The following is a 23,207-nucleotide window of genomic DNA, read 5'->3' on the forward strand; positions in this document are numbered from 1 at the left end:
GCCTCATATTGGCGTGTCATCACGCCGTACTGGCGTTTTAGTTGAGGATATTTATTTAAGCCGTAAACAATATTCACGACAGATTTTTTTACGCTGTCAGCATTACTCAACTGCTCTGCAAATTTTGGAACAACAAAAGACAGCTATGCTGACTATTCCTAAAAATGTATTGGTACATTTACAATTGGCTACCAGTCTAAATATTTTTGAAGTCCCTGTGGAACTGCCGAAAATTAATATGGGGATATATTGGCATAAGGATTTGCAAGAGAATAAGAGACATCAATTTTTGAGAAATGAAATTTATAAAATTTTTGCTTAGGCTATTTATAAAGGAATGCAAGTTTGCTTAGGCTATTTTAGTTAGTCGGTACAAAACTAAACACTGAGTGATTAGCTTTTAATCCGTAGATCTACTGGCGTTGCTCTAAAATGGCTCGACTTTTAGCTGTGATTTTACAGCTGGTTTTTGCTGATTTGGATCTTGCCTTTGTTAAATCTCTCCACCACCTGGCAAATTGTGCTGGGCCTCGTACTGCTGTGTTTTTCGTATTATCTGCTGCATAAAATTACAGTTTATTTAAAAGATGTTTTCCGCCCTTTTAAGAAAGGCAAAAAATACTGGTGCCGTGTAAAAGCCGTAAGTGATGGTGATACCCTCACCTGCTACCGTTTTAATATTCGTCGCTCTGAGACTAAATTGCGCTTTGCCTTCGTTGATGCCCCTGAATCATCGCAAGCATATGGTAAAGAATCGCAACGTCTGGTCAAAAGCATGGTGAATAATAAAATGGTTCGGGTCAAGATTACCGATATTGACCGTTATGGCCGCTGTGTCGGTGTGGTCTATCGCTATCGCAAAAATATCAATGAAGAGATTGTCAAACGTGGTGCAGCGTGGGTCTATGAAGAATATATCAAGGATAAAAACCATTTACGCTATATGATGGAACTGCAAAATAAAGCCAAGAAACAGAAAAAAGGTCTTTGGAAAAGTAGCCGTCCTATACGTCCAAGTGTTTATCGTAAGCAGGTAAAATCGTAAATTTGGTTTTATCAAAGATAAATTGCAAATAAAAAAAAGTGATCAGGACATTCAGATCACTTTTTTCATTTTTTAGTTTTACTAATTTAATAAGCCAAATGCACTAGAAAGCGGAATGCGCCGGCAATCAGGGCCAGCGTTAAAAATCCTGCCAGCCATAATCCTACAAACCATAATACCTGTTTGCCTTTCATGACCACTCCTTAATGATAGCCATCATCGCCGACCCTGACCTTATGCCGGAATACCCAATAGGACATACCGGTATAAATCACAATAATTGGAATCAGGATCAAGGCTCCAATCAAGGCAAATAGCTGGCTATTTTCATGCGCTGCTGCCTGCCAGATTGTTACGCTTGGCGGAATAATATATGGCCATAAACTTATCAAGAATCCGGTATAGGCAAGGAAAACCAGAACAAGCATATAGGTAAATGGGCCTAATTCACTGCGTCTTTTACAGGCACGTAAGGCCAGCCAGGTAAATAGCAGAACCAGAACTGGAACTGGCATAAAATAGGTAAATTGTGGCTGACTGAACCAGCGTTCGGCAATCTGTGGATGAGTCAACGGCGTATAAATACTGACAGCACCCAATATGATCAGCAAGGCCATAATCAGCTTAGGCATCAGTTTAAACATTCGATCCTGTAAGTCATCTCCAGTTTTATAGATCAGCCAGCCACATCCCAATGCCGCATAGAGCACCACCACACTGATTCCGGTGAAAATACTGAATGGAGTGAGCCAGTCCAGCCCCCCACCAACATAAACACCATTTCGAGTTTCAATGCCCTGAATATAAGCCCCTAAAATCATGCCTTGCAGGAAACTGGTGATTGCAGAACCACCGATAAAAGCTTTGTCCCACCAATGTTTGCTGCGGTTGGCCTTGAAGCGGAATTCAAAAGCCACGCCGCGGAAAATCAAGGCAATCACCATCAGAATAATTGGCATATACAGCGCCGAGAGTACGGTCGAGTAAGCGAGTGGGAAAGCTGCAAACAATCCTGCACCGCCCAATACCATCCAGGTTTCATTGCCATCCCAGACCGGAGCCACGGTATTCATCATGACATCACGTTCATCCTGATGCGGAAAGAAAGGAAACAAGATGCCGATGCCCAGATCGAAACCATCAAGAATAGTATAAATCAATACACCCAAACCAATAATCACAATCCAGATTAATGATAAATCAATCATTTTTTATCCTCCTGATCCGGTTGTTCAGGAACTTCTTCGATACGTTCGCGAATACTACTTAATGGTCGGCGTGAAGCCTGAACTACATCGCTATCTGATTCATGATCTGGTCGGGTATGAATAAAATCCGGGCCTTTGTGCATCAGGCGCAACATGTAGTAAATTCCGATACCAAATACCACACAGTAGACGACTACAAAAATAATTAGGGTCAGCCCCACCTGTTCAGCAGAAACCGGTGACAATGCATCCTTGGTACGCATGATGCCGTATACCACCCAAGGCTGACGGCCGACTTCTGTGGTAAACCATCCCGCCAGCATGGCAATAAATCCAGAAGGTCCCATAATCAAGGCGAATCGGTGCAATGCACGGGATTCATAAAAACGGCCTCGGGTACGTGCCCACGCTCCCCATAATGCCAGTAACAACATCAGCACGCCGAGTCCAACCATAATTCGGAAGCTCCAGAACACCACCAGTGAATTCGGCCGGTCTTCAGGTGCAAAGTCTTTAAGTCCCGTAACCTTGCCATCCATCGAGTGGGTTAAAATCAGGCTACCCAAGTTGGGAATTGCGACTGCATATTTGGTTTCTTCGGCTTCCATATCTGGAATACCAAAGAGGTATAAGGGCATGCCTTCATCATGATTGGTTTCCCAGTGTCCTTCCATAGCTGCAAGTTTTGCTGGCTGATGCTCAAGGGTATTAATACCGTGCATATCACCGACGATGACCTGTAAAGGTGCTAGTACTAGAAGCAGCCACATCGCCATGGAAAATGAGGTCTTGACCAGTGCATCACGACGGCCTTTGATCAGATGCCATGCGGCTGTAGCAGCGACCAGTAAGGCGGAAACCAGAAAGGCAGCCATGGCCATATGGGCCAGACGATAAGGGAAAGATGGGTTAAACACGATAGCAAGCCAATCTTGCGGCACAATCAGGCCATTTTCAATCGCAAAGCCTTGTGGGGTCTGCATCCAGCTATTGGACGATAGAATCCAGAACATGGAAATACAGGTGCCTATCGCAACCATCAAGGTCGAGAAAAAGTGCGCCTTTGGTCCCACTCGCCCCCAGCCAAATAACATGATGCCCAGAAAGCCCGCTTCCAGAAAGAAAGCGGTGAGTACTTCATAGGCCAATAAAGGTCCAGTCACGCTGCCTGCCACCCGGGAAAACTCACTCCAGTTGGTTCCAAACTGGTAGCTCATGACCACACCAGAGACGACACCCATCCCGAATGCCACAGCGAAAATTTTCACCCAGAATTTGAATAGATCCTGAAAAATCGGATTTTGGGTTTTGAGCCAGCGCCATTCCAGAATGGCCAGAAAGCTGGCCAAGCCAATAGAAATTGCCGGAAAAATGATATGAAAAGATACAGTAAAGGCGAACTGTATTCGTGCTAACTCTAATGCAGTTAAACCCAGAGTCATAAGCTTCACCTATGCATTGTTATTTGGCATCTTTGCCCTTCAATTTTTAAGTCATGAATTTTTCTAGTGACATGGCTAGCTTAGGCGTGGCTGTTATAAAAAGTATGTAGTCTTTTGTTGATTATTTTTTAATCAGGTTAAACTATGTAACTCTTGCTGATAAAGAAAATATTACTCTGAATAATTTTTAAAACTCTCCTCTTGAGCTTTAGATAAAACAGGCGTAAATTAGGCCCAAATTTAGTTACCCAGGTTAACTAACCATATGTTTTCCGAATCTCCCCGACTTCGTACGCTGTTATTACGCTGCGCACGACTGATGAGCGATGAGATCAATACGATCTTGTTGTCATCACAATTGAATTATTCTTTATGGCAGGTGTTATACGTCATCCAGTCAAAGCAACAATGCACGCTGGCAGATATTTCCAGTTATCTCAATGTATCCAAGCCCGGTATTACCAAGCGGATTCAGCAACTGGTTGAACTCGATCTGATTGCCCAACTCGAAACTGAAGACAAACGTCAAAAGCTGTTCAAGCTGAGTGAGCAAGGAATCGAGACCTTTGCCATGTGTTCCACCCAGATCGATGCATTTGAAGATCAGTTGCTTGAGCACATTGCATCAGATGATCTTGAAGGCAGCAAAAATACCTTGATACAACTCATTCAGCAGTTATATCCCTCATCTCAGGACAGACCTCAATGAGCCAAGAACAAGAAGCGCCTTTATGGACGCCCAATTTTATCCTGATCAGTCTGGTGAATTTCCAGCTGGTTCTGGTGTTCTATCTGCTGGTGATTGTCATCGTCGGCTACTCGGTGGCTGAGCTAGGTGCTTCGACTGCGCAAGCCGGTCTGGTATCAGGCCTGTTTATTGTCGGCACCCTATTCGGACGGTTATTGATCGGGAAATTACTGAATCGTCTGGGCCTAAAAAATACGCTCGTTATTGGTTTGACTGGTTTTCTTCTCTTTTCCGGACTGTATATGATTCCGGCCAAGCTGGAAGTTTTACTAGGCATCCGTCTGATACACGGTTTTATGATGGGTATGGCTTCTACTGTACTGGGTACAGTGATTGCACAGACCATTCCTGCCACACGACGTGGTGAAGGAATTGGATATTTCAGCATGAGCAGCACCCTCGGCACAGCGATTGGTCCCTTTGCCGGAATCTGGCTGATGACAAATTTTAATTATCAGGTAATTTTCATCTTTACCAGTATCGTTGCGCTCAGCTGCCTGATTTGTGGCTTGTTCATCCAGCCACCACGCCTTAAGGCAGGTCATTCGTCAGCAGATTCTACTTCGCAAAGCACCAGTAAACTGGCTCAGTATATTGAACCGAATGCCCTACCGATTGCACTGATTGTACTGCTGGTGGCTACTTCTTATTCAGGTGTACTGTCCTTTATTCATTTTTATGCCAAAGACATTAATCTGGTCGAAGCAGCATCATTCTTTTTCTTAATGTATGCCTTTGCCATTTTGCTTTCGCGTCCTTTTACCGGCCCGCTCATGGACCGTAAAGGCGAAAATATCATTATCTATCCTGCCATTGTGATTATGGCACTGGGGATATTGCTCCTCAGTCAGGCGCAAAACTCTGTGATGTTACTTGCCAGTGCTGCCTTGCTTGGTTTTGGTTTTGGGAATATCCAGTCAGTGTGTCAAACCATTGCGGTGAAAAGTACGACATTGCAGCGTATGGGGCTTGCTACCTCAACCTTCTTTATTGCCCTGGATGCCGGTCTTGGTTTTGGCCCGTATTTTCTGGGTATGCTGCTGGACCAGATTGGTTACCGCCAGCTTTATCTGTTCTCGGCGCTGCTCACCCTAAGCTGTCTGGCCTGGTATTACCTTCTGCATGGCCGTAAAGCAGGAAAAGTACAGCCTTCTCATTAAAAGCTTTTAAAAGCGCCGACTAAACCGGCGCCGATATTCCAACGGCGTCAGACCGGTTTTTTTATGAAATAAACGGCGGAATGAACTTGGATCCTGATAGCCGACATTTTGCATAATCACATCCACAGCTTGATCGGTTTCTTCCAGTCGTTTACGTGCGGCTTCAATCCGGATCGCTTGTAAATACTGATTGGGCGGTATGTCTAAGGCTTGTTTAAAGCGTCGAATCAGGGTTCGGCCAGTCACATTAAACTGCTCTGCCAGCTGGTTCAAACTAAAATCTTCATGAAAATGCTGCTCTAGCCAGTTCTGGATTTTTTGTACCAGTTCATCATGGTGCGGCTGGCCAATATTCAGCAATGAATAAGACAACTGGCTATCACGGCGGTAATCAATTACAAAAGATTTAGCCGATTGCATGGCCACCTCAAAGCCATAAAAGCGCTCAATCAGATGCAACCCCAGGTCAAACCAGGCCAGGCCTCCGCCCGCACAATAGATATTTTGATCCCGGCTAATCATCAGATCGGCATTCAGTTTCACCTTAGGATAGCGTGAACGAAACATGTCCTGAAAACCCCAATGTGTTGTTGCAATTCGGTCATCTAAAATACCTGCTTCTGCCAGAAAAAAATTTCCGGTACAGTTTCCTGCAATTAAAGTCGCATCTGCATGTGCAGATTTTAAAAAATGAATCAGTTCTGGATTTTGTTGCAATACATCCTGAATTGGTGCAGCGATGGTCGGTACCACCAGAATATCTGCAGTTTGAATCTCTTGATAAGAAACATGTGCCTGCAACTGCAGCCCATTGATACACCGAATCGGGTGTCCATCCGGACTGGCGATACTCACCTTAAACAGGCGCTGTACATCCTGCTGCTGGATCCGGTTCCAGCTTACGCCAGCCATGGCAAATAAATCGACCACGCCCGTAATGGCCGAAGCCAGTGCCCCATCAAAGCCTAAAATCACCACATCTTGCATATTTTTTTATTTGTCACTTTTCACCCGATTCATGTCATTATTGACAATCCTCCTCAATAAAAGCAACTGCTAGTCTTGATGCTATCTCAAGGATTGCACATTCAGGACAGTACCGTGACCCAACTGATTAATGATAAAGATCTGCATTTCCAGCTTTATGACGTATTCAAACTTGAAGCGCTGACTAAACTGCAACGCTATCAGGATCATGACAAAAATACTTTCGACAGTATTCTGGAAACGGCAAAAGGTATCGCGACCGATTATTTTGCGCCGCATAATGCCAAAGCTGATCAGCATGAACCGAACTTTGACGGCAAACAGATCAAAACCATTGATGAAGTGAAGACAGCCTGGCAACAGTTTGCCAATGCCGGCCTGCTTTGCGCCCAGCATGATTATGCAGATGGTGGCATGCAACTGCCCACTTTGGTGAATATGGCCTGCAATGCTTATTTTATGTCGGCCAATCCGTCCACCGTGGCTTATTCTTTTCTAACGGCCGCTGCGGCGAACCTGATACAGGCTTTTGCCTCCCCAAAACAAAAGCAAATATTCCTACCGCATATGTTGAGTGGCCGCTTTGCTGGCACCATGGCCATGACAGAGCCGAATGTAGGTTCCTCTTTGGGCGATCTGACCACTAAAGCCATTCCTCAGGCAGATGGAATTTATAAAATTAAAGGCCAGAAAATGTTTATTTCGGGTGGCGATCAGGACATTAGCGAAAATATTGTGCATCTGGTCTTGGCGCGGATTCAGGATGCGCCGCAAGGCGTGAAAGGAATTTCCCTGTTTATCGTACCAAAATTCAAAACTAACGAGGATGGTTCACTCGGTGAAGCTAATGATGTACAGCTGGCTGGCTTACTGCACAAAATGGGCTATCGAGGTACTACATCTACAGTTTTAAGCTTTGGAGAAAATGATAATTGCTTAGGCTATTTAATTGGTGAACCCGGTCATGGCTTAAAATATATGTTCAAGATGATGAATGAAGCACGTGTGGGTGTCGGTCTGGGCGCAGCCATGATTGGTTATCGTGGCTATCTGGAATCTCTGGATTATGCTAAAAACCGTCCGCAAGGCCGGCCAGTTCATGAAAAAACACCTGACTCGAAACCAGTAAATATCATTGAACATACCGATGTCAAACGCATGCTACTGGCGCAAAAGTCATATGTAGAAGGTTCGCTGGCACTTTGCTTATTTGCAGCCCGATTAATTGATGAACTTCAGGCAGCTCAAGATGAAGATAGTGCAATTCTGCTTGATCTCATCACCCCGGTGGTCAAATCTTTCCCTTCTGCCTATGGTCCGAAAGCCAATGATCTGGCTATTCAGGTCCTGGGCGGCGCGGGTTATACTCGTGAATATCCGGTGGAGCAATGTTACCGTGATAACCGGCTCAATCCGATTCATGAAGGAACTTACGGCATTCAATCTCTGGATCTGCTGGGACGTAAACTCTGGCAGCATAATGGCAAAGGGCTCAATCTGCTCATGCAGCGCATCCAGAAGACCTTGTCAGAGATTCATGAACCTAAGATAGTGGAACTCGCAAAGATCTATAAACAGCATCTTGCCACTGTGCAAAAGACTACACAGATTTTAGGCCAGGCCTTGCATCAAGGCAAAGTCAGCGAAGCTTTGGCCAATTCAGGCCTGTATCTGGATATGATGGGTAAGACCATCCTAGCCTGGCTATGGCTGGAAATGGCGAATCAGGCTCAACTCAAGTTTGGCACATCTTCGCAGGCAGAAGATCAGACTTTTCTGGCAGGGAAAATTCAGGCAGCTCAATATTTTATTCGCTGGGAACTCCCTGAAATTGAACATCAGGCCAAATTACTGATGCATCTGGATGATACTTGCCTGAATATGCAAGCCGACTGGTTCTAGGCAGAATTAATCAAAAAATGCGCCTTTATCGGCGCATTTTTATTTTGTAATTCATTAAGCTGTAGAGTTATTTACACCAAATTTTTTAAATAGCTTGGCACGCTTGGAAGGCAAGATATTAGCCTTACTTAAATCGCCCTGATAGTGCTGATATACCCGCTGATCCATGATTTTGTACCATAAAGGTGGAATCAAGGCTGGAATCAGCATGGTTGCATAACCGCTGGGTAATTCTGGCGCTTCATCAAAATGCCGCAACGCCTGAAATGGACGGCTTGGAAAAGCATGATGATCAGAATGGCGTTGTAACTGATACAAAAACAGATTAGTTACGATATTGTTGTTATTCCAGCTATGTTCCGGCAAGGTTCGCTCATAACTGCCATCCGCTTTCTGTCCACGTTTCAGTCCGTAGTGCTCGATATAATTCACAATCTCAAACAGGCTAACGCCATAAAATGCCTGTGTCAGTGTATAAGGAATAATTTTCTTGCCATACGCCTTTAGCATCAAGGCATGATAGCCGGCACTCATGGCCCAACCATGAAACAGCTCATTTTCCTGATTAAAGAATTTCAGTCCTTTACGCTCGAGCCGTCTTTTTTCAATCTGGATTGCAGATTTTAATCCACCTATTACGGTACGTGGCCAGAAGCGGTAAAAAGATTCACCCATTTTTGAAGATGCCGGATCTTCAGGCGTGGCTACCCGTTTATGATGTCCATAAGGATGTTCGATCCGGAAATGGTTATAGCCCAAAGGCATCAGGCTGGCATGAGACCAGTAATGGTCTTTTTTCTGGGGACGATGGCTGAGTTCATGTGCGGTATTCACCCCCACACCATTAATCGCACCCATAGAAACTCCCAGCAATACCTGATCTAGCAAAGACATATTTGGGCGACTTACGACATAGCCAGCAAAGGCATTGGCTGCCATTTGTAAGGGAATAAATGCTTTTACAATGCGGTCATAATAAGGATCGTTAACCAGTGCCTTGATCTGCTCATCATTTGGATTATTGGCATCATCGCCAATCAGAGCATCCAATGTCGGAATGATGACATGCAATAATAAAGGCCCGCCCATCGCAAAGACTTTTTGAGTGGCTTTAGGACCAAAATGATAACCGGCCAGAATTCCCATTCCGATTACAGGCAGACCTGGGCTGAGTAACCAGCCAAAACGTTTTTTATCCAGCTTTACACCTTTTAGTGCCGACGCTTCCTGCGTAAACTGCGCTTTCTGGATTTGTGCAGGGGCATTCATTGCGACCTTCCTTTTTTATGTTACTCTGCACTTATAGTTGAATATTTCAGCAGCCGCGAACAGTATTCAACGTCCAGAAAAGCTATGTCAGCGTCTTTGGCACATGCTGCCAAATTCTGGCCTAAAATCACAAAGTTAAAAAATTTATAGTCAATTACATGAAATAAAACAGAAGAATAGAGTTAGGCATGGATGCTTTAAGTAAAATTTTTGATGATATTCATCTGGAAAAATCGGAATATCTTTATCTGAATGTATTTCATCCAGGCGGCTTTGATTATCAGCATGAGCCTTTTATGCTGGCCTATATCCTGTTACAGGGACAGGCCCAATTAAAGTTTATGAATGGTGATCGGCTGGAGCTGCAGCAAGGTGATCTGGTGCTATTACCTGCAGGTTCTGCCCATCATGTTTCCTGCCCAGACAATGCCGATTTTTCTGAGCACCATGCGATTAATCCTTATTTCCAGAGCAATGCTCAGCAATGTATTGATCTCAATCGGGAAAATTCGGCGGAGCATAGTTTCATACTGGCCATTCGTTCCAGCCTGGATATCCAGATGGCCAAACCTCTTTTAAGTGCCTTACCTAAATACCTGCATATTCAGCATATTCTGGGCGACACCGCACCGGAATGGTTACAGGTCGGTTTGCAGTTTCTGGCGCTGGAAACCCAGCAGATGCGGCCGGGACGTGACAAGATTCTGGATCATCTGGTCAGTATTTTACTGATTGAATGTGTGCGGGATTATATTTTAAATCTGGAAAATGCCTCGAGCTGGCTGAATGCGCTCTCGCATCCGGAACTGTCCAATGCACTGGCTGCAATTCATGGCAAACCTGAGCAGTTCTGGACCGTAGAAAGTCTGGCTGAGCAATGTCATATGTCACGTTCCAAATTTGCCCAGCTCTTTACCCAGATTGTTGGTGAGCCGCCACTGGCTTATTTACAACAGCATCGCCTGCGACTGGCGGCACAATATTTGCGAAATAGCGGATTCAGTATTCAGCAGATCGCACATGGCGTTGGTTATTCATCCGAGACGGCCTTCAGTCAAAGTTTTAAAAAGCAGTTTGAACAGACGCCCACCCAGTACCGGCTGAATTGTCAGAACAATAATGTCAAATTACTGGATTAGCGCGAGCACGGCTTTGACCGGGTCTTCGCTATTACCAGACAATAGCTGCTTATGCATGGTGATATGCTGCATCACCTGAATTTGTGCAGTTTCAATATTCATCAGTTTTTCAATTTCAGCCGCCAGCTTTTCAGGCGTAGCATCGGCTTGAATCAGCTCCTGAATGACTTTTTTGCCGGCAATGATATTTGGTAGCGAATAATAAGGAATTTTGATGAGAAATTTCACCACATGATAAGTCAACCAATTCAGCTTATAGAAAGTCACCATCGGACGATGTAATAACATCGCTTCCAATGTCGCAGTACCTGACGCCAGCGCAATAATATTGGATGCATTCATGACCTGACGGCCGATTTTTGACTCGGTACCGCTGTTTTCCAGCAAGCGGATTTGAACCTTTAGACCTTCAGGATAAGTCGCCAGCAAGCGTTCTATCTGTTGCTTGCGCGCCTCATTAATTGCCGGAATCAGGAAAGTATAGTCCGGATATTTCTGATGCAGAATCTTGGCTGCATCCAGAACCAAAGGCCCCAAACGTTCAATCTCACCGCGGCGACTTCCCGGTAATAGTGCAATATGCTTCTGATTCGGATCAAGATTCAGTTCTTGTTTAGCATCGATAATCGGATTTTCAAGCGGCAACTGACTGGCCAGAGGATGACCAACAAAAGCGGCTGGCACATCCCATTTTTTAAAGAAGGTTTTTTCGAATGGGAATAAACACAGCACAAGATCAATGTTGGCCTTAATACCATGCACACGTCCCTGACGCCATGCCCAGACGGAAGGACTGACATATTGCACGGTCTTCATCGGCAACTGTTTTTGTTTAATGGTTTTCGACAGGCGCAGGTTAAAATCAGGTGCATCTATACCAATAAAAATATCGACAGGGTTTTTAGTCCAAGTTTCGACCAGCCCATCACGTACAGCAAAGAGTTTTTTAATATCCTTGAGAACTTCAACAATGCCCATCACCGATAAAACATCCATCGGATAATAGCTTTTAAAGCCTTCTGCGATCATTTGTGGACCACCGATGCCTTCAAATTCGGCATCAATCCCTTGCTCACGAAAACGGCGAATCAACTTTGCGCCAAGCGTATCTCCAGAGACCTCACCGACCACGATTCCAATTTTTAGTTTTCGATTTAGCAAGTGAGTTCCCTCTCAGATCCGTATTGAACTGTATTTAATCGTAATTCTAACATAAAGCTGGGTTTATGCCTGAATAAGCAGTGAGCATCTTATATTTTAAGAAAGGTATGCTTTAGAATTACTTAGCCGACGTCTGATCTTCCCTGATGATTTTTTCTATTGAAGTGGTTTTCCTGATTCATCTTCATTTTCAGGCAGATCAAAGTGTCCTTTAAAATAAGTGACCGGTCTTTCACGTTATTTTCTATAGAGAGGATGAACATGAAACTTCATTTAATTTTAAGCCCAGTGCTTTATCTTTTTTATGCATAAGTAAATCAATAATCAAGACAACGACTTATATCCAAAAGTCATAAGATATCCACGTTTTTTGATTTTGGCATATATGCATGTTTGGTCCGATTGAGTTTATTTTAGCAGGTGTATTGGTAGGTTTTTGTGTTGGAGTAACCGGTGTCGGTGGTGGCTCATTGATGACACCCATTCTGATCAGCCTATTCCGGATTGAACCCCACATTGCAATTGGTACTGATCTGCTCTATGCCGCGATTTCAAAATTCTGCGGTTCTTTTGTGCATGCCAAAAAAATGAATATTGTCTGGCCGATTGTGATCTGGCTGGCAGTGGGCAGTATTCCAGCGTCTTTTGCAACGCATTGGGTACTCGACAACTATTTAAGCCAATCAACGCATTATAAGGCTGTCCTGACCATGGTATTGGGCTTTATGCTGACCATTACCGGCTTGTCTATTCTGTTTCGCACCCAGATCGAAAATCTTTTCAACAAATACCGAAAACAAGAACTGCCAGATATGACGCAGGATCTGGAAAAAGTAAAACTGCAAGCCAAAGAAAAGCGCATCGCTATCATGATTATGGGCGTTATCTTGGGCATCTTTGTCACCCTCTCTTCAGTGGGGGCCGGCGCATTTGGCATCATGGCTTTAGTGGTGATGTTCCCGAATCTGCCGATGATTCGTATCATTGGCTCAGACGTGGTGCATGCGGTGTTACTGACGCTGGTTGCAGGCTTGGGGCATATGTCATCAGGCAATGTCGATTTCATGCTGCTCATGTGGTTATTGGTGGGTTCTATTCCAGCGATTATTGTCGGCACTTTACTCAGTTCACGGATGCCAGAAAAACTGATTCGCAAAATTTTAGGCATTACCTTATTTGGGCTCGGCCTGAATTTCATGCTTAACCCTGTAAAATCAAAACCGGCTCAACCTGCCGAAACAGCGATGGTCGTCATGAGCCAGAATTCCCAGTCCGTTTAATTTAACTATGCGATTCATCACTTTTTTTTCAAAGAAGTATTCATCTTTTTTATAACAAAGTGACGCATCATTCATGTTATATTCGGGCTATTAAACAACCTTTTGTATGATCGAACCAGTGACGGCAATGAATACACAACAGTCAAATCCCATTTCAGCATCAGATATTGATGACGTGAATATCCACAGCATGATTCCTTTGGTAACCCCTGCTGAGCTTAAAGCAGAATTACCTTTGACTGAAACTGCTTATCAAACCGTACTGCATGGTCGTGAAACGATTCGTAAAATCCTGGATGGTGAAGACAAACGCCTGTTCGTTGTCATCGGCCCCTGTTCTATTCATGATCCTGCGGCTGCACACGAATATGCTGAACGCTTAAAAGCGTTAAGCGAAAAAGTTAAAGACAGCTTATACATCGTGATGCGGGTTTATTTTGAAAAACCACGTACCACAGTGGGCTGGAAAGGCCTGATCAACGATCCGGATATGAACGACTCGTTCAATATCGAAAAAGGTCTGCGTATCGGTCGCAAGCTGTTACTTGAACTGAATGAAATGGGCTTGCCATGTGCGACTGAAGCACTTGATCCAAACTCGCCACAGTATTACCAAGACCTGATTTCATGGTCAGCGATTGGTGCACGTACCACAGAAAGCCAGACCCATCGTGAAATGTCTTCTGGTCTTTCTTCACCAGTCGGCTTTAAAAATGGTACTGACGGCGGTTTAACGGTCGCGACCAATGCGATGCAATCTGTGAAACATGGTCACAGCTTCCTCGGTCTGAATGATCAGGGTCAGGTGGCTGTGATTCGCACTTCAGGCAATCCTTATGCTCACGTGGTACTGCGTGGCGGTAATGGCAAACCGAACTACGATGCAGGCTCGGTTGCCGATGCAGAAGCTGCTCTAGCCAAGGCCAAAGTCAGCACCAAGATCATGATTGATGCCAGCCACGCCAACTCTAACAAAGACCCGTACCTGCAACCACTTGTACTTAAAAACATTTCCGAACAAATTCTTGATGGAAACAAGTCAATTGTTGGTATTATGGTAGAAAGTCATCTTAAGGGTGGTCGTCAGGACATTCCTGCAAACCTAAGTGATATGGAATACGGTCAATCCGTTACGGATGGCTGTATCGACTGGGAAACGACTGAAAAAGTCTTACTCGACATGCATGAGGCATTGAAAGACATTTTACCTAATCGTTAAATGATCTGACAAACGCCATCGCCAAGATGGCGTTTGCATTTCTAGAACAAGGAAAATTTATCTGATGAATGATATTGAAACGGCATTAAGCCAGATTGAGAATTTTCAGTTCATACACGAACATCTGTTTAGCTCCGGTCAACCGACCACTGCCCAATTACAGCTAATGAAAGAATACGGTGTATCTACAGTCATCAATGTGGCGCTGACCGATAGCGAACAGTATCTGCCGCATGAAGATAAAATTTGCCTTGAGCTGGGACTAAACTATATTCAGGTTCCAATTTCCTGGGAAACCCCTTCAGACAATCAATGTCTGCTGGTACTGGACCTGATCGATCATCTGGTAAAAGAGCAAATGGTCTGGGTACATTGTTCGCAAAACTACCATGTCAGCTGTCTGATGTATTTATATCGTCAGTACTATATGGATATGGATTTGCCTACAGCACAAGAACACTTGCATCAGATCTGGGAACCGAATGAAACCTGGACCGGTTTAATGCATGCGGTTGCCCTACAGCTACAAGGCCGTAAAGCAACGCAGGAACTGGAACTTTCCTTGATTAATCCAAATTATTTTGCTTGATTTTATTTACTGTGGCTCAATAACACGGTTGCCATCGACATAATGCCTTCCTGACGACCGGTAAAACCTAACTGTTCAGTAGTGGTGGCTTTAATACTGATTTGAGTTACATCAACATCTAAGACATCTGCAATACTTTGACGCATCGTCAGATTGTGCTTAGCCAGTTTTGGACGTTCACAGGCCACGGTAATATCGGCATTATTCAGGTGATAGCCACGATCCAGAATCAGCTGATAGACATCCTTGAGTAGTACCCGGCTATCTGCACCTTTAAACTCAGGATCTGTATCCGGAAAATGCTGGCCAATATCTCCAAGCGCCAATGCACCCAACAAAGCATCACAGAGTGCATGCAGCACCACATCACCATCCGAATGTGCTTTCAGACCTTGAGTATGCGGAATTTGAATGCCTGCCAAAGTGACAAAATCACCTTCTTCAAATGCATGCACATCCAGACCCTGGCCAATACGAATTTGTGCGATCACCTTATACATCCTTTAGAAATAGCCCATTGAAATCTTGTACACTTGCTTTCTATTTCGCTATAGTTAGACCAAGCGTAACACAGTGAAAGTATAAGCGATCATGCTACTGAAAACTGATATAAATATGTTGAAAATAATTGGCCTGATGCTCGGCCTGGGGATGATTTCTACGGGTAGCTCGGCGATCACAATGGACTGTAGCGATTACAGCAAAAAAACGCCTGCCATGAATAAAGTCTGCTCAGCATCGTTGGCTGAATCTCGTGAAAAAATCACAGACCAATACTTTACTGCTTTTCTGATTACTGATGCACCTGTGCGCTTATTGCAAGATAGCCAACAACTATGGGCGACCCGCTTACAGCAATGCAAAACCATAGATTGTTTAAAACAGCAGTTTGAATGGCGTTTAGATGATTTAAATGTCTATATTTCGCTGAATCAAAGTCTGACCCAGCATTATATCAAGTTTGAACAGGGACAAATCGCCAAGCAACCTGTTCATCTCAAGATTCATCAACTGACCAAAGACCGGATCAAGGTTGAAGGTCTTGCCTATCGTAATCCGAATAACCGGGCTGAGAAGCAGATCATTCCTTTTTTAGCCTATACTACGCCTGAGACAAAAAACCAGATTACCGATAACGAAAATGACTGCCGCTATGAATTTAATTATAGTAAAGCCATTTTAGCGGTCAGTAGCCAGCAAAAAGGCTGTGAACGTTTTACCGGTATTTATCGACTATATGATTGATTTATTTTCAAAATATTATAATTTATTGTCATATAAAATGAGATTTTTGGTGTAAAAAATAGCCCGCAAGCGGGCTATCAATTTAAGCTGGATAGTATTGCGCAATTTCCTGACTAATCATCGCAGCCGTTGCAGCTGATAAAGTCCAGCCCAAATGACCATGTCCGGTATTGTAAAAGACCCGCTCATGTTTGCCACGGCGTACCACAGGCATCATATTTGGCATCATGGGGCGTAAGCCTGCCCACGGAACAACATGCTCAGTACACAGGTCAAAATTACGATTGGTCCAGTCAATTAAAGGTTGAATTCGGTCAGCACGAATATCCCGGTTATAGCCATTAAACTCGGCTGTTCCTGCAACACGCAAACGATCCTTGCCTAGGCGTGACAAGACAATTTTCGCACTTTCATCTAGCAGACTGACCCAAGGTGCGTTGTTCTGGCTCTGCTCATCATTCAGTTGCACGGTAATCGAGTAGCCTTTGACTGGATAGACATTGACTCGTTCACCAAGTATTTCAGCCAATTGATAGCTGCCAACCCCTGCACAGACCACAATGGCATCTGCATTAATTTCCAGAACATCCTCTGGAGAGGAATGGACATTTTCAGTACTAGGTTTGCATTTAACCCGAATATTCTGAGCCTGATGATCAACAACAAAAACATCTTGACCAAACTCAAATTTCACGCCTTTTTGCATACAGGCTTTGGCCAAACCGGTACTAAATTTATGAATATCCCCGGTGGCATCGCTCTGACAGTAAAATCCTGCATAATAATCGCCAGTTAATGCGGGTTCGATCTGCTTGATTTCTGCATTGGAAATGGCATTGCGCTCTAGACCACCGCTACACAACAGATCATTGACTTTGATCGCAACATCATAATCTGTCTTGTTATGATAAAAATGTAAAATTCCACGTTTTTCTAAATTGAAATCAATATTTTCTGTTTCGGCAATTTCAAATAAGCGTGCTCTTGCCAGTAAAGCCAGCCGTACAGTCTCTCGGGTATTGGCTTCATAATGTTTGATATTGCCCAGAAATTCCATGAGCCAGCTGTATTTATGCACACTGAAAGAAGGATTGAGCAAAAGTGGTGCGGTTTTTTGTGACATCCATTTGATGCCTTTGAGTACCGTGGCTTTCTGGTTCCATACTTCGGCATTACAGGCAGAAAGCTGGCCGCCATTGGCAAAGGATGTTTCCATTGCCGGATAAAGATGCCGATCAACCACAGTCACTTGATAGCCTGATTGTGCCAGCTCATAAGCTGTGGTTACTCCGGTAATACCGGCCCCAATCACCACGACATGACACATAGACACCTCCTTGATTATATTGATGTCTTTTCCCATCTGTCATGTGTACCTGAGAGCTTCGGTGGATACATTGCACATCAATGCGGCCACCTTCCCCTTCGGTGAGTGATTGAACACTTCTCTCCAGAGTTTTTATCCATTATCACAGTCCTTTTGCCTGAGAGTTTCCTGGGAACTTGCTCCTTCGGCGAATGCAGAAGCATTTCTCTCCTGCAATAATGTTTTATTATCATGAGCAATTTATATACCATTTTTAGGAAAAACACAGTTTTTATTTATGTTAATTCACGTGAATTTATCTGTGATTTTTTTAAATAAGAGTACATACATTTGATAGCTGATAGTGCATATACATCAAATTTTTAATTCTTTCTTTTGCTTCTGTCAGCGAAATGAGTAAGTTCTACCCTTTATAAAATTCTAAGACTTATTTGATTTTGACGCTTAAATAGAATTTAAATTTGCTTAGGCTATTTTTGTAATTCAAAATATGTATCATTTAATACAAGAGATAGAGTCTTAATTATCCATTTTAGAATTTCAAATGATCCAAGAAAGCATCAATACTAAGCTTCCTGCTGCTATCACTGTTTGAATACTTATAATACTGGCCATTAACTCGCTATCGCCACCATACACCCGGGTTAGAACATAGGAAGCTGAGGCGGTAGGAAGTGCAAAGAACAAGACCAAGACCTGAGTAGTTAATGCATCAATCTGGAAAATTTTACACACTAAAAATGCAATCAGTGGCATTCCGAACAGGCGACCAAAGGTCATCAGGCTGAGTGGCAATACATCACGTTGAAAACCCTGAAACTGTAAGGCTGCTCCCACACACATCAAACCGAGTGGCAAACTGCACAGTGCAATCTGTTTAAGGAACTGCTCTGCTCCCATCCAGAGTGACAAACCGGAAAGATTAAATAAACCACCCACTATACAGCCTAAAATTAATGGATTTTTAGACAAATCCAGGACGATTTTTTTCAGCTGCATATCGTGACTACGGGTAAATGCCAACACCGATAAGATATTCACCAAAGGAATACACAGCACCATAATCACGGCAAAGATGGTCATACCCTGCTGATGAAATAAAGTACTAACAGCAGCAAGTCCGATATAAGTATTAAAGCGCAGCAAGCCCTGAACATAGACGCCGAAACGCGCATAAGAGATCTGGTAAATATGACGCAAAATATACAGCGCAATACTGACCACAGCCATGATGCTAAATACGACCAGCACCACATCCTGAATGACTGCCATTTGAATCTGGGCAGTGGCCAGATTTAAAAACAGCATCACTGGAAACAGCGCATAATAATTTAACTTTTCTGCACCGCGCCAAAAATCGTCACTCAACCATTGCCTACGCTTAAGCAGATAGCCAAAGCTGATCAGTCCGATGAGGGGAAATAAAGAAGTTAAAATAATATGCAGCATGTGACATCCTGGTCTGTTTCCTGCCTAATCTTAAGTCGCTTAGACCAAACAGAAAACTTAGCATATTCAGGAGCTTTCTCACTACTCAATTTAAGTAGTAAAAAGCATGAATTTTCATCAACTAATCATGTTGATCTGATGATTTTTCCTAAGATTAGCAAATGTAACGGAATCAACGGCTCTCCGACATTTTGATCCAGTGGATATGCTTTAATCTTTTCAGTCAGCTGATAGCCACGGCGCTGATAATATGCCAGCAGTTCAGTACGGACATTTAATACTGACATCTGAATCACTTTCTTCTTAAATATTTCGAAAATATGGGATTCGGCGAAGTCCAATAATTGCTTGCCATAACCCGAGTTTTGCTCAGCAGGTGCAACAGCAAAGCTTCCAATCTCTGCTATCTGCTGTCCTAGGCTCACGCCAATACAACCAAGAAGCTTATTTTCAATTTCCAGCACAGAGAGCTGAAAATTTTCTAAATTGAGCAATTCATATAACTGTTGTTCTTGAATACGATCACCCTGGATCATTCCTGCTTCAGTCGTCCATCCACCCAGAGTACGATAAGCTGTATTCATCAGTATGGTAAGTTGCTGAATATCAGCCTTGTTTGCCAATCGTATATTTTTATAGTGATTCATTTTATAAATAAAAAAAGTCAGACCGGAGTCTGACTTTAAAACAATTTCACTTTAAAGTTAAAGCAAATTATTTAGGTTCAATCGGTGCAAATGGCGCAACTACATCGGCATTTTGCGCACGGTGACGCATGAAGTGATCCATAAGAACAATCGCCAGCATCGCTTCAGCAATCGGCGTTGCACGCACACCCACACAAGGATCATGACGGCCTTTAGTCAGTACGTCCGTATCTTCACGCTCAATATTAATGGTTTTACCCGGCGTGGTGATAGATGCCGTCGGCTTCAAGGCAATTGCGACACGAATGTCCTGACCGCTAGAAATACCACCTAGAATACCGCCAGCATGATTGGCCAGGAAGCCTTCTGTGGTGAGTTCATCACGGCTTTCATGACCAAACTGTTCAGCAACGCCAAAACCATCACCGATTTCTACACCTTTAACGGCATTAATCGACATCATGGCATGCGCGATGTCAGCATCCAGACGATCAAAGACTGGCTCGCCCCAACCCACTGGCACTTTAGATGCAATGATCTCCAGTTTAGCGCCACAACTGGTACCTTGCTCACGCAAAGACGTCACTAGCGCTTCAAAACGCGGTACTGCATCCACATCGCCACAGAAAAACGGATTGTTTGGAACTTCGTTCCAGTCCAGTTTCTCTGCTTTTTCAGTACCAATCTGGGTTACATGACCACGAATCTCAATGCCAAATTTCTCGAAAAGGAATTTCTTGGCAATTGCACCCGCAGCAACACGCATTGCCGTTTCACGCGCACTTGAACGGCCTCCACCACGGTAATCACGGAAACCATACTTTTGGGTATAGGTATAGTCGGCATGACCCGGTCGGAATGTCTGCGCAATATTGCCGTAGTCTTTCGATTTTTGATCCGTATTACGAATTAACAAACCAATTGAAGTACCGGTGGTTTTACCCTCAAACACACCGGAAATAATTTCTACTTCATCGGGTTCTTTACGTTGGGTTGCAAATTTCGATGTACCCGGCTTACGGCGGTCCAGATCCTTTTGCAAATCAGCTTCAGTCAGCTCAATGCCGGGTGGAACCCCATCGATGATCGCCATCAGACCAACACCGTGAGATTCACCACAAGTCGTTACACGGAACAGTTGCCCTATACTATTACCTGCCATGTCAAACGACTCCTTATGCTTGAATAGACTGTATGAATAAATCACGGTAGGTACGACATTGCTCTGCAGTCAATGCAAAGATACCCGTACCACCTTTCTGGAATTGTAACCAGTAGAAATCAACCGAATTAAAGTTTTGGCGCATCGCCCATTCTGAGTTACCCACTTCGATCACGATCAGGCCATTCTCAGTCAGATAATCTGCTGCTTGAGCCAGCATTTTACGCACCAGATCCAGACCGTCCTGACCTGCAGCAAGTGCAAGCTCAGGCTCATGATGGAATTCCTCAGGCAAATCAGCCATATCTTCCGCATCGACATACGGCGGATTAGATACGATTAAATCGTATTGGTTTTCAGCTGGAATTTTTTCAAACAGATCTGATTCAAGCAAAGCGATCTGATATTGCTTGTCATGATGCTCAGTATTGATTTGCGCAACTTCCAAGGCTTCTTTCGAAATATCAGTCGCATCTACTTCCGCTTCAGGGAAAGCATAAGCCAAGGCAATTGCGATACAGCCGGAACCGGTACACATATCTAGAATGCGTTGTGGTATCTTCGGATTCGGGTTTTCCGGCAAGTTATTAACCGCTTCACCCATTTGACCATGTTCACCCAGGAAATACGGGGCAAAACGGTTCTGAATCAGTTCAGCAATCGGTGAACGTGGAATCAGCACACGCTCATCGACATAGTAGGGTTTGCCGTCGAAGTAAGCCAGGTTCAATAAATATGAAGTCGGTACTTTTTCATTAATACGGCGTTCCAGCAGACTTAAAAATTCGGCTTTTTCACTTGGCAATAATTTGGCATCTAAAATTTCAGCGTCCGCTTTCCACTCTAGTGACAGGGTTTGCAGCACTAGCGCTGAACTTTCAGCAAAATAATCTTCTGTGCCTTGGCCCAAATGTGCATCGTATTGACGTAATGCTGTCACACCAAAACGAATAAAATCACGAATGGTGGTTAAATTTTCAGCGGCTTCCTGCATATGTTCAGGGCTAATAGTCGGTCGATCCACTTAAGGCGTCTCCAAGGTCATTTTTTTAAACGCCTTATGATACCTTGTTTTGCCTGCTTTTATAATGCTAAAAGTATGAAAAACACGAATTCTCTACGCCTACAAAAATTATAAAACTCCTGTTTTTGTGAGTGATTATGCAGATAAATGTTTACTTTATTCAGAGGTATTTCTGTTAAATTTGCATGCTAATGCTATAATGACTTATCGGAACCCGGACGCATAAGAGCGGGATTGATAAAGATTGGCCTGATCCATGATCAAAGCCAGCATACATTGACCCTGTTGCTGCTTAGCATATTTTCCTGACATTCTAAAGTTACATTGCTGGGACAGTTTACGCTCCCACAATACATGCTGACTGCGGATAACTGCAGTCTGATTCGGATTCAATTTAAAATAAGTTTTATAGTTTTTCTTCAAACGTTTATTATGAACTTTCAGCTCTTTTTCCAAGCATTTTTCCGCTTTGGGTGTATTACCATAACTAAAATTCATGCACTGTGTATATTCCTTAGAATACCCAACAGCAGCTTGTGTCTGAACCGCAGTACCCGCAAAAATTGCAACTAAAAACCATGCAAGACGCATAACTTCCCCTTGACCGAAACCGGTACAATCCCAATAAATGTTTAACAATCAATATTGTTTAAATTATCCACTGATATTAACGCAGTCCGGACAAAAATCCTATGTCTTTCTCGGACTAAAAGATTAAACAGTTGCACAATTGAAAATTGGCCCATGACCCACATATAATCCGCATTCAATCTTCAAACGAGCCCAGATCTATGAGCTATAAGCACAATAATCTTATGGCGATGCGCCAGAATTACTGGAATGATCAAGCCTCCAGTCAGGTGCAGCAAGAAAAGGTATTTTTGCAGTCGACCTTAGTGCAACATGGCGTATTTACCGATGCGACATTGGACGATGCTAAATATCTGTTTTTTGGCTTGCCAAGTATTGTGATTGTAAAAGGCTATGCTTTGGGCTTCATGCATGACAGCGTACAGTGCCTGATTCATCAACATATTCAAACAAATAAACAACAGTTACAACAACGATCTGAATTAAAAATCCAATTTCAAATGGCATAATGCCCTGTCTAAACTGATACAAGTTGGTGAATAAATGAAAGCTTGCCTAGCTTTTACTATGAATTCAGCGGCTTAAACTTTTTTAATACGTGCAGAAACGCTAC

At 43.5% G+C, this 23,207-nt stretch carries 24 protein-coding genes and 1 riboswitch; of the genes, 11 read left to right on the forward strand and 13 right to left on the reverse strand.

Annotated elements, in window-relative coordinates; genetic code table 11:
* Positions 1–322, forward strand: a 322-nt coding sequence (locus ACNPNW_RS02685; protein ID WP_527890960.1) for a type 2 periplasmic-binding domain-containing protein, incomplete at its 5' end; no start/stop codon positions are given.
* 168 nt (positions 323–490) lie between these two features.
* Positions 491–1,045 carry a thermonuclease family protein gene (locus ACNPNW_RS02690; protein WP_423090324.1) on the forward strand — a complete coding sequence of 185 codons (555 nt, stop codon included), beginning with the start codon at positions 491–493 and terminating at the stop codon, positions 1,043–1,045.
* Between the two features lie 86 nt (positions 1,046–1,131).
* Here ACNPNW_RS02690 and ACNPNW_RS02695 read toward each other — a convergent pair whose 3' ends face one another.
* The 3 genes from ACNPNW_RS02695 to ACNPNW_RS02705 are packed head-to-tail and all read right to left on the reverse strand — an operon-like array spanning position 1,132 to position 3,695.
* Positions 1,132–1,239, reverse strand: coding sequence for a hypothetical protein (locus ACNPNW_RS02695; protein ID WP_005246144.1), 108 nt, complete (start codon positions 1,237–1,239; stop codon positions 1,132–1,134).
* A 9-nt stretch (positions 1,240–1,248) separates the two neighbouring features.
* Positions 1,249–2,253: a cytochrome d ubiquinol oxidase subunit II gene (gene cydB, locus ACNPNW_RS02700; RefSeq protein ID WP_004280450.1), complete on the reverse strand. Its 1,005-nt coding sequence runs from the start codon at positions 2,251–2,253 to the stop codon at positions 1,249–1,251.
* Positions 2,250–3,695 carry a cytochrome ubiquinol oxidase subunit I gene (locus tag ACNPNW_RS02705; RefSeq protein ID WP_004280451.1) on the reverse strand — a complete coding sequence of 482 codons (1,446 nt, stop codon included), beginning with the start codon at positions 3,693–3,695 and terminating at the stop codon, positions 2,250–2,252. The genes cydB and ACNPNW_RS02705 overlap by 4 nt, the downstream gene beginning before the upstream one ends.
* A 265-nt stretch (positions 3,696–3,960) precedes the next feature.
* On the opposite strand from ACNPNW_RS02705, the gene ACNPNW_RS02710 reads away from it, so the two are divergent.
* Entirely contained in the window at positions 3,961–4,404 is a 444-nt protein-coding gene (locus ACNPNW_RS02710) for a MarR family winged helix-turn-helix transcriptional regulator (RefSeq protein WP_423090261.1), read from the forward strand.
* On the forward strand, positions 4,401–5,603 hold the full coding sequence (locus ACNPNW_RS02715) for an MFS transporter (RefSeq protein WP_253146300.1): 1,203 nt from the start codon (positions 4,401–4,403) through the stop codon (positions 5,601–5,603). The genes ACNPNW_RS02710 and ACNPNW_RS02715 overlap by 4 nt, the downstream gene beginning before the upstream one ends.
* 6 nt (positions 5,604–5,609) lie before the next feature.
* Here ACNPNW_RS02715 and ACNPNW_RS02720 read toward each other — a convergent pair whose 3' ends face one another.
* On the reverse strand, positions 5,610–6,590 hold the full coding sequence (locus ACNPNW_RS02720; RefSeq protein ID WP_423090260.1) for a GlxA family transcriptional regulator: 981 nt from the start codon (positions 6,588–6,590) through the stop codon (positions 5,610–5,612).
* A 78-nt stretch (positions 6,591–6,668) separates the two neighbouring features.
* On the opposite strand from ACNPNW_RS02720, the gene ACNPNW_RS02725 reads away from it, so the two are divergent.
* Complete coding sequence (locus ACNPNW_RS02725) at positions 6,669–8,492, forward strand: acyl-CoA dehydrogenase (protein WP_448766488.1); 1,824 nt, start codon at positions 6,669–6,671, stop codon at positions 8,490–8,492.
* Between the two features lie 54 nt (positions 8,493–8,546).
* On the opposite strand, the gene ACNPNW_RS02730 is transcribed toward ACNPNW_RS02725, so the two are convergent.
* Positions 8,547–9,761 carry an alkane 1-monooxygenase gene (locus tag ACNPNW_RS02730; RefSeq protein WP_374952744.1) on the reverse strand — a complete coding sequence of 405 codons (1,215 nt, stop codon included), beginning with the start codon at positions 9,759–9,761 and terminating at the stop codon, positions 8,547–8,549.
* Between the two features lie 188 nt (positions 9,762–9,949).
* On the opposite strand from ACNPNW_RS02730, the gene ACNPNW_RS02735 reads away from it, so the two are divergent.
* Positions 9,950–10,900: a helix-turn-helix transcriptional regulator gene (locus ACNPNW_RS02735; RefSeq protein WP_448766484.1), complete on the forward strand. Its 951-nt coding sequence runs from the start codon at positions 9,950–9,952 to the stop codon at positions 10,898–10,900.
* Here the strand turns inward: ACNPNW_RS02735 and lpxB are convergent.
* Positions 10,889–12,061: a lipid-A-disaccharide synthase gene (gene lpxB / locus ACNPNW_RS02740; RefSeq protein ID WP_448766485.1), complete on the reverse strand. Its 1,173-nt coding sequence runs from the start codon at positions 12,059–12,061 to the stop codon at positions 10,889–10,891. The two genes, ACNPNW_RS02735 and lpxB, sit on opposite strands and share 12 nt — an antisense overlap.
* Before the next feature lie 389 nt (positions 12,062–12,450).
* On the opposite strand from lpxB, the gene ACNPNW_RS02745 reads away from it, so the two are divergent.
* From ACNPNW_RS02745 to ACNPNW_RS02755, 3 genes are all read left to right on the forward strand, one after another.
* Positions 12,451–13,341 (forward strand): sulfite exporter TauE/SafE family protein, encoded by an 891-nt coding sequence (locus ACNPNW_RS02745; RefSeq protein WP_005097034.1) that lies wholly within the window; start codon positions 12,451–12,453, stop codon positions 13,339–13,341.
* A 127-nt stretch (positions 13,342–13,468) separates the two neighbouring features.
* The gene (locus ACNPNW_RS02750; RefSeq protein WP_448766486.1) at positions 13,469–14,560 is read left to right on the forward strand and encodes a 3-deoxy-7-phosphoheptulonate synthase; all 1,092 of its coding nucleotides are present in this window, start codon (positions 13,469–13,471) and stop codon (positions 14,558–14,560) included.
* Between the two features lie 64 nt (positions 14,561–14,624).
* On the forward strand, positions 14,625–15,149 hold the full coding sequence (locus ACNPNW_RS02755; RefSeq protein ID WP_224216612.1) for a protein tyrosine phosphatase family protein: 525 nt from the start codon (positions 14,625–14,627) through the stop codon (positions 15,147–15,149).
* Between the two features lie 2 nt (positions 15,150–15,151).
* Here the strand turns inward: ACNPNW_RS02755 and ispF are convergent, their stop codons facing one another.
* Positions 15,152–15,640, reverse strand: a complete 489-nt coding sequence (ispF, locus tag ACNPNW_RS02760) for a 2-C-methyl-D-erythritol 2,4-cyclodiphosphate synthase (protein WP_253175055.1) — start codon at positions 15,638–15,640, stop codon at positions 15,152–15,154.
* Between the two features lie 100 nt (positions 15,641–15,740).
* On the opposite strand from ispF, the gene ACNPNW_RS02765 reads away from it, so the two are divergent.
* On the forward strand, positions 15,741–16,394 hold the full coding sequence (locus ACNPNW_RS02765; RefSeq protein WP_004731201.1) for an A1S_1983 family putative colistin resistance protein: 654 nt from the start codon (positions 15,741–15,743) through the stop codon (positions 16,392–16,394).
* A gap of 82 nt (positions 16,395–16,476) precedes the next feature.
* Here the strand turns inward: ACNPNW_RS02765 and ACNPNW_RS02770 are convergent, their stop codons facing one another.
* The 6 genes from ACNPNW_RS02770 to ACNPNW_RS02795 all read right to left on the reverse strand — a co-directional run bounded on the left by ACNPNW_RS02770 (position 16,477) and on the right by ACNPNW_RS02795 (position 22,594).
* Positions 16,477–17,721 (reverse strand): D-amino acid dehydrogenase, encoded by a 1,245-nt coding sequence (locus tag ACNPNW_RS02770; protein WP_448766487.1) that lies wholly within the window; start codon positions 17,719–17,721, stop codon positions 16,477–16,479.
* Positions 17,722–17,856: 135 nt separating this feature from the next.
* Positions 17,857–17,944: riboswitch (glycine riboswitch) on the reverse strand.
* Between the two features lie 317 nt (positions 17,945–18,261).
* Positions 18,262–19,170, reverse strand: a complete 909-nt coding sequence (locus ACNPNW_RS02775; RefSeq protein WP_374952739.1) for an AEC family transporter — start codon at positions 19,168–19,170, stop codon at positions 18,262–18,264.
* Positions 19,171–19,295: 125 nt separating this feature from the next.
* Positions 19,296–19,817, reverse strand: coding sequence for a GNAT family N-acetyltransferase (locus tag ACNPNW_RS02780; protein WP_354268454.1), 522 nt, complete (start codon positions 19,815–19,817; stop codon positions 19,296–19,298).
* Between the two features lie 67 nt (positions 19,818–19,884).
* Positions 19,885–20,979 carry a chorismate synthase gene (aroC, locus tag ACNPNW_RS02785; RefSeq protein ID WP_004280471.1) on the reverse strand — a complete coding sequence of 365 codons (1,095 nt, stop codon included), beginning with the start codon at positions 20,977–20,979 and terminating at the stop codon, positions 19,885–19,887.
* A gap of 13 nt (positions 20,980–20,992) precedes the next feature.
* A complete protein-coding gene (prmB, locus tag ACNPNW_RS02790) occupies positions 20,993–22,003 on the reverse strand; it encodes a 50S ribosomal protein L3 N(5)-glutamine methyltransferase (protein WP_005100101.1) in 1,011 nt (336 codons plus the stop codon).
* A 204-nt stretch (positions 22,004–22,207) separates the two neighbouring features.
* Positions 22,208–22,594 (reverse strand): DUF1311 domain-containing protein, encoded by a 387-nt coding sequence (locus tag ACNPNW_RS02795; protein ID WP_180038476.1) that lies wholly within the window; start codon positions 22,592–22,594, stop codon positions 22,208–22,210.
* Between the two features lie 200 nt (positions 22,595–22,794).
* Between ACNPNW_RS02795 and ACNPNW_RS02800 the strand changes: the two genes are divergently transcribed.
* Positions 22,795–23,103 (forward strand): hypothetical protein, encoded by a 309-nt coding sequence (locus ACNPNW_RS02800; RefSeq protein ID WP_180038477.1) that lies wholly within the window; start codon positions 22,795–22,797, stop codon positions 23,101–23,103.
* Positions 23,104–23,207: the final 104 nt, after the last annotated feature.

The sequence above is a fragment of the Acinetobacter endophylla genome, assembly GCF_053543775.1.